The following is a 15,290-nucleotide window of genomic DNA, read 5'->3' on the forward strand; positions in this document are numbered from 1 at the left end:
GTAAGACCATGCAGAGTTTCTACTTGAATGCACTTTCTACCCATAGAATGATCCTCCTTTGATTTGGTGTTTTACTTATTATTCCAAAACAAAGAGAGAATTATTAAGAAAGGTTAATTTCTATGGGCGCAAATCTATAGGTCATGGCACTGCTAAAATTTAAAAATCTTTTTGCTACTCCATTTTCATACTCTACGAGCTTATTCCCATCCGTTGCTATAATTCTTCCATCAGGAAGCACGGTCATGTGGGGATCGCTAGAAAAATTTTCTCCATTATCTAAAATAATAACACCATTGGTTACATCCGCCGCATTGGCGATCATTGGACTTATGTCTAAAATACCTATTAAAAGTAAAACTACCACTAAAGCGACCGATATTTTTCTTAAACAACTATTCCTCCTTGTCCCTCCTTTTTAGCCTATATTTTGATTTATTCTCCATATTTGTACCGTGCTGCTTCCAATCTTTCCTTTTTCATCAATTACTTCAATGCATATTTTATTTAATCCTGTTGATCCTAGATTGATTACTTTATTGCTTATCAACGGCTTCCATGTTTCATCTTCTGGATATACTCCATTGATGGAATACCGGTATTTTAATTTTGACTGAACGGTAATGTCATCTGTAGCAGCAATGCTTACTGTGATACTTGAATTCTTAGTAGCTGTTATGCCTCCCACATCGGCCCTTACATTGGGTGCCGCTAGATCCAGCTTTGAAATTTCGTTATATATGTTTGTAATAGCCGCATTCATATCTGTTACAGCAGTTTTTGAATATAAAATCGTTTCCGAATCAATACCAATGGCATATTCTTCATCTTGTACTTTTGCTAAGATCGTGTATTTCGCTTCTATATCTGGCAAATTGATAGTATAAGTTAACTCCCCGTTTGAGTTTGGATTACCTGCAGCGATCCAAGACCCTCCATTGATCTGAAAAAACACCTTCAGCTTATCATTGGGTGTAATGTCATCTGCTACATATACCTTGGCTGTTACGGCTGTTGTATTTGTCGCATCAGCACCATCATTTAATACCAGAGAAATATTTGGTGCCGAATTTTTCGGTTTCAGCGTTTTCGTATAACTCTCCGAAGAATATCCACTTAATTCATTTATTGAATTTTTGGCTCTTACCCGATAGTAATAGGTTGTATTTGGTTCAAGATTTGTATGGGTAAAGGCATTCAATGTCCCTTCATATATTTTGGCGAAGGTTCCACCTTCTTTTTTACTCTCCAGCTCATAAAGCGTACCATCCGGATTGCTGTTCTTATCCCAGGTTAAAATGATCTCAGAAACTTGGACATTGGGATAAGTAAAGGTTGTAGGTGCATTTGCATAAGTTACCGCTGTTATTGTTTTACTTGTTCCTACCTTAGAACCACATACAGGTTCAATTGTATAGCCATAGTTTGAATTTGGCGTCAAGCCTGTATCAATGTATGTTTTTCCTGCTACTGTATTAATCTTTACCCACGCCCCACTAGGCTCTATTTTTCTATAAATGTTGTAGTTGATAAAACTTGCATTTGTATCCGTCCAATTTAATGTTACCCCTGTAGAAGTCTTACCCCCTATTGTTACACTCCCTATATTTTTTAGGTTTACAACAGTTACAGGAACCTCCTGGGACCATGCACTCCCGTCTCCGCTGGCCAATACAGCTCGTACCCTTACATAATAGTCATTACCATCAACTAAAGCCGTAGTATTCCAGCTAACTGATCCAATTCCGCTACCGATATTCATCCAGGTCCCCATGGTTCCTTTTTTATACTGCCATTCATAGGTAATAGGCAGCCCGTCTTCCTGAGTTGATGATGCAGATAAAGACGCGTTATCAGCCATTATCGCATTATAGGTAGGATAAATAATGGTAGGTGTTGTGGGCAGAGACGTTGTTCTAGCACTGAAGATATTCGTATACCCTGACAATTGCCCCCATCCGTTTCTTGCCCTTATCCTGTAATAATATTGTGTTTTAGGGATAAGCCCCGTATCCTTAAAGGTAGTAGCATTACCGTCAAATACCTTTACCCAATCTGTTCCGGCCGGATTCCCCGTCAAGGATCTTTCGACCTCAAATGCTGTATAATTCCCGTTCGTTGAATTATTATTGTTATTCCAAGTTATCTCTAGGCTATTACTTCCGATACCTGTTACTGATGCATTGGTCGGAATATTTGGTAGAGTATACCATACAAAATCTGTTTTGAAAGGCGTTTCCATTATTCCGTTTGACATTACTATGAGCCGAACCCAATATAGTGTTCCCGATGCCAAGCCTGTAATAGTATAATTAAAACTATTGGTACTCGTAGGATTGGGATTAGATATTATGTCATTTCTAACAATATTAGTAAAAGCTGAATCTGTAGCTACTATCATCTTATATTTTTGACCTGTACTGTTTACATATCTCCACCCACTCTTTATATTAACTGTGTACTGTATCGAATTTATTGTAGCTGTTTGACCGCTAATCGAAGGATTGCTAATATAATCCATCTTATCAATAGCAATAACTTGTTTATTGTTTCTATACGAGTATCTGGCCCCATATAAGTTATAACCGCTATCCATGGCCAAATGCGTATCGAATGAATCATCATACTCAATATGATGACCGCTAGTGATAGAATTGGTGTAATCTATACGCGGATAATAATAATAATCACCGTCTTCCTTCTCCCTTATTTGCCTATAGTAAGTTATATGGTCAACTCCATCCTTATCTGTGAATACATCTTTTAAAGCAAAATCATTATCAGAATTGTAAAAATTGATTTTTGAGCCTATAATTCTAGTTTGCGATTCTGAAGAGTTACGACAAACGAAATACCATGAACCCATGTTTGACACTTTAACCTGCCGAGCACTGTCATATATACCAGTTACAGCCGTATGACTAAGGGCTCCAGTTGAAAGGTTTTGTTGAACAGAGTATAGGCCATATCCACCTCCCGAATATAAATACCCATAATAGTTAATACTGTTTCCTGCCTTGGCCCCTCCGGAAATGTATATATTTTGACCTAACACCTGACTTGAAATCGTAGAATTACTTACCGTGTATATTAAACCTACAACATTATTTGCGTTAGTCCTAGCTGCCACATACACCTTCTCATTTTCGATGACAAAACCACTATTATTTATATCCAATGCATAAGAAGCATAGGTAAAACTGGCATAATTACTCACAGTCCCATTGCTGTTTACAGACTTTATTGTATAAGAACTACCTGAAGATAAAATAAAATATATCTTGCTAAAATCTTGAGTTTGATAAAACTTAGGATAATTTGTTGATCCTATACTTCCTTTTAAACTAAAAGTACTACTACCACTACTTTTAAATGCTAATTTTACTTCTGATAAATATGGGCTTGATCTATAAAAAACATAATGATTGTCAGCATTATCAATGAAATACTCTAATACGGAATGTACCCCTGCAGGATCTTCAATTTCCCACTTTGGAGTACCTTCGGGGTATGCAAAGGATATATCTGTACACATAAAAAAATTCAACAACATGACCAATAATAGCAATAGATATGTCTTTCTATTCTTCATTCCAATTCCTCCTATCATTATTTAGCTGCCAATATCGTCTTTAAGAATAGTAAAAAACTTGGTTACCCCCTTCCACCAATTTGGATCCGTGGCGTATACGCCCCTAGGATTTGAACGGTTATTCAGCCACTGGATGGGATGGGCCCCAGCCGGTCTGTCTTGACTTAGCTTGGCCACTGTATGGGCCGCTATCATGGCGCTTTTTTGTATTCCCGGAGAATACCTTTGCCAGGAACCAAAAACATTAAATGGATTCCTTGCTACCCTTGGAGCATTCGATTTTCTCCTTGGTACAAAGGACTGTTCCTGCCCCGTTATGGCCACCAGAAGCAGGGGATGTACATTGTATCTCCTACCTGCTGCAATAATGGCATTTACATGATATTCATCCGCCAGATAGGAGCCTCTTTTTTCTAACCAAGCAATTATGCCGGCCTTATCTACATCCTGATACATAATTTCTGTAGGAACCACATTGGGTATATCCCTTAGATTGATATCATCCCCCAGATCATAGGAGGGTCCTGCTGGCCCCTGTCCAAAAATTAAAAGTATTGGAGTCATAAGCATAAAAAATAAAAGGGGTATTCCCAAGATGATCACCCCTAATACGCTAATAAGTAATTTGCTTGGTTTCATGCTAATTCCCCTTCTTCAGGCCTCTGGTTTTATAAAGTTTCAATTCCTCAGGTGGCAAATATAGCTTCAATACGTCATAGCCTTTGTCTGTCCTGATAATAAATTGTTTTGTTTCATGCAGTGTTTTTAATTTATCAAAAACTACTTTGGGTATGTCCGCCCTTTTCGCTACTTCATTCATTGCGGATTCCTCCATCCAAAACAGAATTTTAATTGATGAATTTTCCCACAAGCCTTTACCACCATCGCTTCCCCCAGTCTCTGGCCATAGCACATTTGTTTTATTTGTCGCACAGCAGGCTACCCCGTTGTATTTTCTAACTGTCGTTGCAAAAAAGTTAATCACATCAGATATAAGATCAATTTTTGTCTGCCGCTGTCCTTCATCAAAAACATACAAGGACCAATTTTCTCCCTTTAACCTCTCCCTTCTGGAATGCTCAATGCCCATATCTAATGCCATTGTAAGCTTAGCCAATCCGGTAAGAGTATCAGCCTGATTATTTACGGCTTGGGCAATATGAAATACAATGATTTGCTCGTTGTCAAAGTCTATTTCTTCCTCATGGGAGAACATATTGCTGTGGATTCCTTCAAAATAGCGCCATACCTTCGCAGCCAGGCTTCTCGCCTCAGGGCTTTGATCCCCCTTTAAAAATGCATACCATGTATGGATACTGGCCCCTTTATTTTCCCAAGTGCTAGGATCATCCCTTACTATCCCTACATCCTCCCAGCACTTCATTAAAGCACGATCCAAGGCATTTAATTCCTCCGTTGTAAGCCCCCCGGCTAGAATGGATATAAGTTTTGCTGTCCTGGCCGCTGCATTGGCATACCTAGCATCATCCTCTCTAGGATCCCCTATCCTTTTTGCAATCTTTACAGGATCCTGATATCTACCGGTATGGCTGCTAAGATCTACCCATAATCCTCCTACCTCTTGGCACCACTCGTAAAACTCTCCGTCAACGTCATAAATGACAACCTTCCAATTATCCCCGGCTGCAGAATTACACAAACTTTTTAAAAAAGTACTTTTTCCTTCTCCCGAAGCTCCCAGAACCGTTATATTTTTATTTCCTTCCCCTGCAGTTAGGTCTTGCAAAACTACGGATAAATCCGCCACTCTGTGACCAAAGTAAAGGCCTCTATTGTCCGTAATTGATCCATTCAGAAAAGGATAGAAGGCTGTTACTGCCTCTTCATCCATTAGTCTGCCGGGATATTCTTTAATAATATCATTGCTTCCGTTATTCAATATCAGTGTGTTGGCAAAGGCTCTGTGCTGTCGCTTTTTTAATTGAATTACTTTCTTGATTTGCATCTTTGTTTTTAATTCGTGGATCAATTTTTTTACAGCATTATTTAGGCTTTTCCTAGTATCTGCTGTAACTGTGATAAAACACCAAAGGTCAGATACTTCACTTCCCGAATAGGCTGTACTTCTCTTTAAATGCTCAATTGCCTGTAGGGCTTTGACCTCCTCGGGCCTTGGCATCCCTCCTGACCTCCCTGCCTCTGCCTCCACATTTGCCCGTATCCTTTTTTCCTTCCATTCCATCCATAGATTCCATTTAATTTTCGCCGGGCCAACCACATATGTAATTTTTGTATGAATCCCTTCCCCAAGATGTAAGTGATTAAAAGGATAGGTAAAGCCTCGGATCACTTGATTTGGCCAATCTTTAATCAAAACCGTCCTAGAAAAATATCCTCCGTAAATACTTTCTGTTTTTTGGGCTTTAATCTTTATCAAATGTGAATCCCCCTTTATTCCACAAGTATTAAGTCTACATCAAAGAAGGCCTGTCCGTTGATGATTAAAAATCCATTTTCCGTAATACTCTTTTGTTTTCCATCTCGATCCGCCGTTGCTGTAATACCAATAAAATTTCCATCATCAATATTCACCGGTATAATAAACGAACCTGTCCAGGTATTGGTATCATTGTCTGTACTGGAAGGTACCAAATCTACCACCTTTCCCGTAGTAAATGCCGCTGAAACTGCCTTCGCATAACCTTCTGTCTCTACTGTAAAAATAACCTCTGTTCCTGCCTTCACTACTACAGGAAAAATATTGGTTGGCACCTCCTGCTCCGGATATTTTAAAGATATATTAGTCACCATAAGGTTTTTTATATCAAGCCTTGTTACCTCTAGAGCTATATCATAGAGTTTTGGCGTTATTTGATCATTGTCTGTAGAAAATACCGCCCTAATTTTGAATTTATCACTCAAGGCGGTATCGATCCATGTATTGGGTATAATGGGTACCCAGGTACTCCCTGAATCCGTAGAAATATAATATTGAATGCTTGTATTTTCCAATACCTCTTCTGTTACCACAAGTCTTGCCGTATCGCATAGTTTAGATGCTTTAAATTCAATGGATTGATATTCCTTTGGCGATCTGTATTTTTGGGTAATATTTAATCCCGTAACCTCAAGATAGTAATTTCTTATATATGTACTGCCATCAAAGCTATAATATTGGATATCCCCGGTTTCTGTTAGTAACCCAAAATCAAAGGAGCCTGGCTTTATCGACATGGCTATGCTTTCAGGGAGGTTTGTTTTACTCAATATATCCACTCGATCCATTCCTGTCCCACTCAGCAAATAACTCTCAACGACCTTGCTATCATCCTTTAAAATCTTGTATTGTAATTCATCTCCCGCGGCCATAAAGGATACGATATTTTCCTGCCCCGTTATTGTCAAGAATGGATTTTGTATCAAACCTGTGCCATCATAGGCATAATAGTAGATGGCATCAGAAGATGCAATGACCAAGTCATAGCTATTCTTGACCAAAGATATAGAAACCGGATTCATAATATTTGTGTTCATAGAAAGAAAGGGTATACTGATAATTTGTCCATTTTCATCCTTTCCAAAGTATGATATTACGCCCTTTCCTTCACCATCCTTTGACAGTATAGCTACGAAATCATCTGCCGGCTGCGCACTTATGGATATGGGATTGGATAACCCCGTGATGCTTAAAAAAGGATTGTATACCATGTCGGAACCATTATAGTCATACCTTTTCAGCTCCGTATCCGTTAATACCCATATGGATTGCTGATCCTCCCTTAGGGCAACTCCCAAAGGATTTGTAATGGATCCTATGGACAAAAAAGGATTTTCCACCATACCGGCCCCATCAAAGCTAAAGAATTTTACACCATTCTCTACCACGACAGCATATTCATATCCAAATTCCTTCATTGCCAGGGCATTGGGCATGGGATTTTTGGGAAGGGATAGATACCCATTGGTTGTGTCAACGGCCACGCCGGTTTTATCGATATCAATTTTGGTTTTATCGTTAAAGGTATCCTGAAAGGTATCTGCATAGATACCTACGGGCAACAACCATAGCAGCAAAGCCATCAACCAGTATTTCATTTTGGCCATTGCACATCACCTCTTTCTAGCCTTCTGCTATATCGAATATCTGCCACTGACCATCTATTTTCTCAAGATAAAATACAAGAGTTACGCTATTTTCCTTTTCAAGCACCTTCACCTGGTAACGGGCAATAATAAAAACACTGTGATCATCTCCATCCAGTACTTGAATCTTTAAATTCTCTATTGTCATCCTTAGATTCTTTCCGCCGGCAACAACCTTCAAGGCTTTGTCTAGGCTTTTTCCGGATAGGTGGGTTACGGCCTGTTCCCATTTCCCTGAAGCCACTTTTTCAATATATGCCTTTACCATATCCACAGCGGCACTGTTTTTGTCCTGATGCCCTTCTGGCCAATTATACATGTTTTGTTCTTCGATTTTATAAATTTTCCATCCATCCTGGTTTCGTAGATAATATCGAAAGCCTACCTTTGTTACATATCTGACATTGTCCTTTGATGTCAGGGCTATGGAATAAGTGCCCTCTATAATTTGAATATATTCACCGCTGAATACCTTTTTATGATCCTTCTCTAAGATATCCATGGAATAGTTGTTATTTTTAAAATCCATATGGGCTTTTAAGGCTTCTCCCATAAGAATTTTTTGAATTTGCTGCTGATCCTTTCTTTGAATCCCCTGAATGTATACTTCGCAAAGCTTTATACTTGGATCCTCTACTTTTATTTCTTCTTTAGTTTTCATGCATCCACTAAGGGTTAAGCTCAACACCAGTAAAATCAATATTTTTTTCATAGGGGTACTCCTTATGGATTTTCAATTTTAAATAGCGAAGTGCCCGTTAACGGGAAGCTATCCCCCCATGCCGTCCCCCCTATTAATCTTGGGATTCCGGGCAAAATACTGGGCTGATTATATTTTACCCTTACGGATACATAAGTGGGCCCCCTTGTAACATTTACCTCTGCCAGGTTATCTTTATTTAATCCACCATTTTCTATGGTTTCCTGCACCTTTAGCAAAGCAGTTGTGGTTCCCAATGCCTCGGCCCTCGCTCCTTCCCTTGCCGCATCAATGACAATAATTTTTCCGTATAGAGCTAGGATAAAAACAATGGATGCCAGCACAATAAATAAAAGTAAAGGCAATACCAAGGTAAACTCAATAATTGCCTGTCCTTCTTCTTTATGCCAAAATTTGATTTTTTTCAATTTCTTTTTCACAAACATCTTCCCCTCTCTATCTTCCCGAGCTCATAATCAAAAATGTATATGTAATTATAACCGATGGCACAATGATTGCCCCATAGGGAATAGTGGTTGCTTCCTGGATCTGGGGCTGCTCCTTTTCTAGTTTCCCAAGAAGCAATAGCTTTTGAATTAGGTACCATATATATTGGCCACTAAATTTTAATGTTTTTATCAGTATCCCTTTTTTGATCAAAATCACCATGGATGTAATTGCCGTAGCAATAGCAATTACGATGGTTGAAATAATGATAAACTCCGGCCCGCAGTGGGCTCCAACAGCCATCATCAGCTTGACATCCCCTGCCCCTAGATTGACAATCAAGTATTGTACATAGTAAATTACAAAGGCATAGGCTATACCCATGAGCCCTACCATGATTCCCCCGTCTGACTCTATTCCATTCAGTATAATCCCTGAGATCATTCCATAATAGGTCAGCCAGTTTGGTATTTTCCTTGATTGAATATCCAAAAATAATGCGATAATGAGTATTATGCCAATATGGATCCATCGTATTGTTTCCACCAACACTTCTCCTTTCCTTCTACACACCATTGGTAATAAAGCATCTGCAAGAGGTATTGCAGATGCTTTATCAAAAGAACTGGTTAATTTTTTTAATATGTTGTTCCACTACCACTATCTAGTTCAGAGCCTATCTTATTAAATATTGCTCTAATTTTGGGAAGGAGATACATCATCCCCCCGACGCAGGCGACAGCTGCAATTGCGCCAATGATTCCGTATTCTGATAGTCCCTGACCCTCTTCCTCAATAAAAAACAGTTTCAAATTATGAAGCATAATTATTTCTCCTCCTTTAAAATAATTTTTTGATTTAATTTGATATTTAATCTTTCTATTGTCCCTTTGGGTAATTCAATGACTGTTTTGCAGCCCTTGATTATTTTCCCTATTCTCCAAGGCTCTATGGTTTCCATATGAATTACTCTGTGATCGCCATCCAAATACAGGCAATCGATTGGGAAACTCATCCACAGGGTATGAATTCCAGTGCATGGTGTAAGAATTATTCCTCCTTCCTGGTCTAACTTTGTCCTCCCCATAAGGCCTAACAATCTTTTAATGAAGGTATCTGCAATTTCAATCCTTTGTGCAAATACCTTTTCGCCTATTCTTAGCATTACTTTTTTCCTCCTTTTAGAAGGCCAATACCTTTCCTAGCTGCATAAGCGCCGGCCCTACAATTAAAAACATCATCGGCAACACAATGAATATGATTATGGGGGCTAATAGCTTTGTGTTAGCTTTTTGAGCCATCTCGATAGCCTTATTTTCAATTCTTGCACTAATGCTTTCTGCTTGCTCGGCTAAGACCTTACTAATGGGCTGCCCCGATTCTTCAGCCTGTATAATCGCCTCCACCAGCAGAACTGAGTCCGGCGCTAAACTTAATCTTTTGGCAATATTGCCCAAGGCAACCTTCTTTGTCTGCCCTCCTGCCACTTCTCCTAAAGCCTGTTCAAATTCATCTACCAGAACCCCCGTTGAATACCGGCATATCTTCTTCATGGACTGATCCGGTGTTAATCCTGCACTAATGGCTGTAGATAACAGGCCCATATATTCCAGCGTCTCGCTATTGGCTTTTCTATTTCTTACCTTTGCTTTCCTGATAATGATCATCTCAGGAATTTTATAGCTCAATAAGCCAAAAATTAGGCCAAAAAATAAGCCTGCCATATAATCCGGTATCAGTACAATAAAAAAAAGCCCTCCTAAAGCTATGCCCAATGCCATAGAAATTCCCAGGACCTCTTCTGCACTTATTCTATGGATGTTTGCCTTTAAAAGCCATTCATTGATTTTTTCTGATTTTCCCTTTCCTCCAAAATACCTATGCACCAATTTTAAATACTTGTTTTTTAAGGTATTTTTTTGTCTTATGTTCACATGATCATCCTCCAGGAAGCTTCTGATCTGGGCTTTCCTGTTTGTAACATAAACGTATACACCTATACTAAAGAAAATTACTGCTAAAAATATGCATATTTGTATTGCATACTTGTATTGCATCCTAGGACACCCCCTTCGTAAAGGAAATCGTCATTTGCTTTACTAAATAAATTCCAAAAATAATGCAGCCTACAGATGCAATATACATTACTTTCCATACGGGATCATTCGCCACAGGTTCGTAAAACTCAGGAGAGTAAATTCGAATAAAACCTACCACTGCAAAGGGGATAGATCCTACGACTCTGGTTGTTAGCCTTCCCTGGGCCGTATATGCCTTGATGTTTTCTTGCCTTTTTATCTTGCTATCAATATCTGCAGCAATTTTTTCATAGATTAAGCTTAAATTCCCCCCAACGGACATATTGATTTCTGTGGCCATCACAAAGGATTTATATTCCTCTAAAGGAATCCGATTGGCTCCTTCATTGATGGCCCTTTCTATGGTTTGACCACCTTTTATATCCTTCACAATAGCCAATAGCTCCGTTTTTAAGGGATCCCCAATCTTTTGGGCTGCCTTTTCCACTGCCTTGGGATAGGGTGCTCCTGCCCCTAAATAGCTCGCTGCATATCGGAGAAAATCTCTGAAATCTGTCAGCATCAGCATTCCTCTTTTCTTAATTCTTCCCTGCAGATAACTCCATACCAGGTATGGCCCGAAAAATGCTGTAATCACTCCCAGGGTTTCATCTAAATAAAAATTCCCTATGGCATATGTAATGCTCATAACAATACCGTTTGTAGCCAAAAATACGGGGATATTTTTCCCCAAACCTGCTTTTGCCAAATGGATTTCTACTTTATCAGCCAAGGGTATTTTTATCTTTACTTTTTTCCGTTGACTCCTCTCCTTTGCTCCTTGTATTTCCAATTCTATTAATTCTCTTAATCGAGATAATCTTTCCCTATTTTTTAGACGACCTCCTATGATCAAGGAAGCCAGGGAAAGAAATACCAATATGCCTCCCGCTTCTATCATTTCATCATCTCCTTTAGCCATTTCGGCATGGGTATTCCCTTTCGTTGGATTTTTTCAATGACCTTGGGAACATGTCCAGTGGCTTTGTACATCTTTTTGTTTTCATCATAAACCAATATATCTGCCACTTTTATTTCCCCATTTTCATACCCCAGTACCTCGGTGATACTAACCAGCTTTCTACTCCCATCCTTAAATCTTTGATATTGAATAATAATATCTAGGGCTGCAGCAATTTGCTGTCTTATGGCAGATATGGGCATATCAAATCCCATCAAGACCATTGTTTCTAATCTTAACAGCATATCCTTCGGTGAATTGGCATGACCTGTAGACAAGGATCCTTCATGTCCAGTATTCATAGCTTGGAGCATATCAAGGGTTTCCCCTGCCCTACATTCGCCTACTACGATTCTGGTTGGCCGCATTCTTAAAGCGTTTCTTACCAGCTCCCGGATCGTAACCTCTCCCTTGCCCTCCATATTGGCCGGCCTTGCCTCCAAGGACACCACATGAGGCTGCTCTAATTTCAATTCTGCGGAATCTTCTATAGTAATAATGCGTTCATCATCAGGAATAAAAGATGATAATGTATTTAATGCCGTAGTTTTCCCGGTACCTGTACCACCGGAAATGAAAATATTTAGTCTTGCCTTGATAAAGGCTTTCAGCAGCTCAATTTCCTTCTCCGTAAAGGTCCCTAGGGCTATCTGCTCTTCGATGGATAGCAACTTGCTATGCTTTCGGATGGTTACCGTTGCCCCCTTTAATGCCAAGGGGGGTATAATGGCATGTACACGGGATCCATCCGGCAACCTGGCATCAACATAGGGAGAGCTTTCATCACATCTTCTGCCTAGGGGTGAAACAATTTTTTCAATGAGATCCCGTATGCTTTGTTCATCAGGAAAGTACACGTCAGCCTGCTCTAGCCTTCCATGCTTTTCATACCATACATTGCCCTTTCCGGAGCCATTGATCATAATTTCCGTTACCTCCGGATCCTTCCTTAATGCTTCAATCGGTCCGTATCCTAACACCTCTTCGATTATCTCGCCAGCTTTTTTGTGAATTTTCTCCCGCAAAATAATAGGATATTGTTTGCATTCCTCCTGGATTGTTTCCATCACTACATCGGTAATTTTTTGCTTTACAATGGGATCATGCTTTTTAGATAGAGTCTCGGAATCCATTTGTAAAACCGTCATTTTGATTTTATCCCTTAGCTTCTGCAAATCTATTTGCCCTACAGTGGTTTCAGAAACCACGGTCCTCCCTGATCGTACCAATCGTTCCTTCATCAAATTTGTACGTCCGCTCAATTCATATCCCTCCAATTATTCTCCATGAGATTGTTATCTCTTGAACCATCCAAATATATTTGCTGACGTCCTAGTAACGGACCCTGTAGGTAAGATATCCTCGAATAGTTTCTGCATACCTCCATTAAATTGTTTAGTCCTTCTTCCCAGTATAGGAATTTCCCCCCGGTTGCTTTCTATCAAAATTCCATCATCATTGGGTATTACTGTAGCTATTTGCAAAGGTATAAAGTCAGTTATCTCACTCATTCTTAAAGGAGCTCTTTTTGGCATTCTATTGATAATGAGCTTGGTTTTGACAAGATCAATATTCAAATCTTGAAAACACCTTACAGCCTTATGTACATCCTTTAGATCCACAAGATCGGGAGTTGCTACCATGTATATCTTGGTTGCCATGTCACAGGCAATAATGGTGCTGTCCCGAAGGATTGGACCCACATCCACCACCACCAAATCAAAACGCCTTCCCAATACGTTTAAGACCTTTTGTGTCACGATGTCCGTAACAGCCCCTTCGTCTGCTGGGTTCGACGGCGCTGGCAGTATCTTAATTCCACTGGGATGATCAACCAGATAATTTTGCAGATCATCCAACTGCTTATTTTCAATCCAATCCAGGATAGTGGCAGAAGGCTTAATTCGCAATTTTGTACTTATATTACCAAAATCCACGTCAAGATCCACTAAGGCCACATTCATTCTTGGATTTTGATTTTGGGCATAGTGGGCAGCAATGCTAGTAGCAATCGTTGTTTTCCCTACACCTCCCTTGGGGCTATACACCACAATGATTTGATGTCCGTTAGGCAAACTTGTGAAGCTTACAGGCATTGTTCTGGAATGGTCACTGGATACCTTGTTCATCTTGATGGTTTGTCTCTTCCCCTGTGGTTTTTCCGGATATGGCTGAGGCTGCCTCATTTCAGGCCTTTCCGGTCTGGTATTTTCCTCATAAATGCTTATAGTCGGATTTTCTCTTCTTACAGATCTTAACGATTCTCTTCTAGAGCTTATTGTTCTAGCCTGGGGCTTAGCATTTTTCATTGCCAAGGCTATTTCTTTTATTTCATTTTCTAAATTCTCAATTGTTATCAACCCTCTTCCACCTAGAATCAATACCTCCTTCAAAAGTTCTACGTCGCTGCTTTGCACAACCACATAGACTTGTTTCCCCTCTTCAGAAAGCCTTTTTAGGATTTTCTCTGTTTCCTCGCAAAGCTCTAATAAAACATAATCAGCATCAATCACTGCATCTTCTAACGCTTCAAGCTCCCATATGTCTACATCACAGCCGATATACGTATCCACATTTTCTTTGAGCAATTGTCCCAATTCCTCGTTACTGGTTGCTATTAGCATTTTCATTGCTATTACCCCCCTGTATTAGACTTGGATTTGCTAAATATTGAAAAATAAAGCTTTCTGTCGTAGTGGGTTTTGTATCGCTTGCTTTTAGGTCATATTCAAAGGGATATACGGCAAAGCTTATCTTCCCGTTTAGCAATGCAAACTGTACATCCTGTGCCTGTTTTGGTGTAAGATTAACGATATATCCAGCAGGCTGTTCCTTGCTACCTATTTTCCCGATGATTTCAACTCCCGCGGCCAATATTTTTGATACAGGCTCCTTATTTGATTTCATGGGGCCAGCCGGCAGGTTTAATGCTCCAATTACATCTACCTTATCCCCGATTTCTAAAGCCCCACCGAGTCCTGAGACCATATCTACCGGTATAGGAAATCCCCTTAAGGATCCGTCCTTCTTTTCAGAGACCTTTGCCGATAAAATACTCTTTGCCCCTTCTACTACCAGGTGCTTTGTACTGATTTTTTCTCCTGCCGGTATAAGGGTTCGAGTAGCTTTCCCTATAACTCCGTTGATATTTTTATACGTTCCCTTTTTTATTTCGCTGCGCGGTGCCATGGCCACCGTAACATCCTCGGCCTGTATCACATGAAATGCCGGTATATCTCCCTTTGATGGATTCGCCACAACCACAGGTACAAGCTGATTATATGTTATGGCTGCCTTCGTAAATAGAAAAGCAGCTCCAACAGCTGCAATAATTGATAACATAAAGAATATACTGCCACTATTTTTTCCTTTCATGTTTTTCCTCCTTGTCAAATCATTGTTTCCCTT

Annotated in this window: 15 protein-coding genes; all 15 read right to left on the reverse strand. The window is 39.7% G+C overall.

All coding sequences use genetic code 11. From position 1 onward, the window contains the following. Nucleotides 1-103 precede the first annotated feature (103 nt). Nucleotides 104-367, reverse strand: a complete 264-nt coding sequence (locus AN619_RS02335; protein WP_068554726.1) for a hypothetical protein — start codon at nucleotides 365-367, stop codon at nucleotides 104-106. Nucleotides 368-418: 51 nt separating this feature from the next. Continuing rightward, nucleotides 419-3,592 carry a fibronectin type III domain-containing protein gene (locus AN619_RS02340; protein ID WP_068554728.1) on the reverse strand — a complete coding sequence of 1,058 codons (3,174 nt, stop codon included), beginning with the start codon at nucleotides 3,590-3,592 and terminating at the stop codon, nucleotides 419-421. A 21-nt stretch (nucleotides 3,593-3,613) separates the two neighbouring features. Then, nucleotides 3,614-4,231 carry a glucosaminidase domain-containing protein gene (locus AN619_RS02345; RefSeq protein ID WP_068554730.1) on the reverse strand — a complete coding sequence of 206 codons (618 nt, stop codon included), beginning with the start codon at nucleotides 4,229-4,231 and terminating at the stop codon, nucleotides 3,614-3,616. Between the two features lies 1 nt (nucleotide 4,232). Next, nucleotides 4,233-5,990 carry a VirB4 family type IV secretion system protein gene (locus AN619_RS02350; protein WP_068554732.1) on the reverse strand — a complete coding sequence of 586 codons (1,758 nt, stop codon included), beginning with the start codon at nucleotides 5,988-5,990 and terminating at the stop codon, nucleotides 4,233-4,235. Nucleotides 5,991-6,004: 14 nt separating this feature from the next. Then, nucleotides 6,005-7,657: a hypothetical protein gene (locus tag AN619_RS02355; RefSeq protein ID WP_068554734.1), complete on the reverse strand. Its 1,653-nt coding sequence runs from the start codon at nucleotides 7,655-7,657 to the stop codon at nucleotides 6,005-6,007. A 16-nt stretch (nucleotides 7,658-7,673) separates the two neighbouring features. After that, entirely contained in the window at nucleotides 7,674-8,408 is a 735-nt protein-coding gene (locus AN619_RS02360; RefSeq protein ID WP_068554736.1) for a hypothetical protein, read from the reverse strand. 11 nt (nucleotides 8,409-8,419) lie between these two features. After that, nucleotides 8,420-8,836: a TadE/TadG family type IV pilus assembly protein gene (locus AN619_RS02365; RefSeq protein ID WP_242867281.1), complete on the reverse strand. Its 417-nt coding sequence runs from the start codon at nucleotides 8,834-8,836 to the stop codon at nucleotides 8,420-8,422. A gap of 16 nt (nucleotides 8,837-8,852) precedes the next feature. Beyond that, a complete protein-coding gene (locus tag AN619_RS02370) occupies nucleotides 8,853-9,389 on the reverse strand; it encodes a prepilin peptidase (protein WP_068554738.1) in 537 nt (178 codons plus the stop codon). 92 nt (nucleotides 9,390-9,481) lie between these two features. Beyond that, nucleotides 9,482-9,667 (reverse strand): Flp family type IVb pilin, encoded by a 186-nt coding sequence (locus AN619_RS02375; protein ID WP_068554740.1) that lies wholly within the window; start codon nucleotides 9,665-9,667, stop codon nucleotides 9,482-9,484. Between the two features lie 2 nt (nucleotides 9,668-9,669). After that, a complete protein-coding gene (locus tag AN619_RS02380) occupies nucleotides 9,670-10,008 on the reverse strand; it encodes a DUF192 domain-containing protein (protein WP_068554742.1) in 339 nt (112 codons plus the stop codon). A gap of 16 nt (nucleotides 10,009-10,024) precedes the next feature. Next, entirely contained in the window at nucleotides 10,025-10,900 is an 876-nt protein-coding gene (locus AN619_RS02385) for a type II secretion system F family protein (protein WP_068554744.1), read from the reverse strand. A 1-nt stretch (nucleotide 10,901) separates the two neighbouring features. After that, on the reverse strand, nucleotides 10,902-11,822 hold the full coding sequence (locus AN619_RS02390; protein ID WP_068554746.1) for a type II secretion system F family protein: 921 nt from the start codon (nucleotides 11,820-11,822) through the stop codon (nucleotides 10,902-10,904). Continuing rightward, a complete protein-coding gene (locus AN619_RS02395; RefSeq protein WP_242867283.1) occupies nucleotides 11,819-13,144 on the reverse strand; it encodes a CpaF family protein in 1,326 nt (441 codons plus the stop codon). Before AN619_RS02395 ends, AN619_RS02390 begins: the two co-directional genes overlap by 4 nt. A 33-nt stretch (nucleotides 13,145-13,177) precedes the next feature. Continuing rightward, entirely contained in the window at nucleotides 13,178-14,512 is a 1,335-nt protein-coding gene (locus AN619_RS02400) for an AAA family ATPase (protein WP_068554749.1), read from the reverse strand. After that, a complete protein-coding gene (gene cpaB / locus AN619_RS02405) occupies nucleotides 14,487-15,257 on the reverse strand; it encodes a Flp pilus assembly protein CpaB (RefSeq protein WP_068554751.1) in 771 nt (256 codons plus the stop codon). The genes AN619_RS02400 and cpaB overlap by 26 nt, the downstream gene beginning before the upstream one ends. Nucleotides 15,258-15,290 lie beyond the last annotated feature (33 nt).

Origin of the sequence: Thermotalea metallivorans (genome assembly GCF_001562415.1) — a bacterium.
Lineage (GTDB): Bacteria > Bacillota > Clostridia > Peptostreptococcales > Thermotaleaceae > Thermotalea > Thermotalea metallivorans.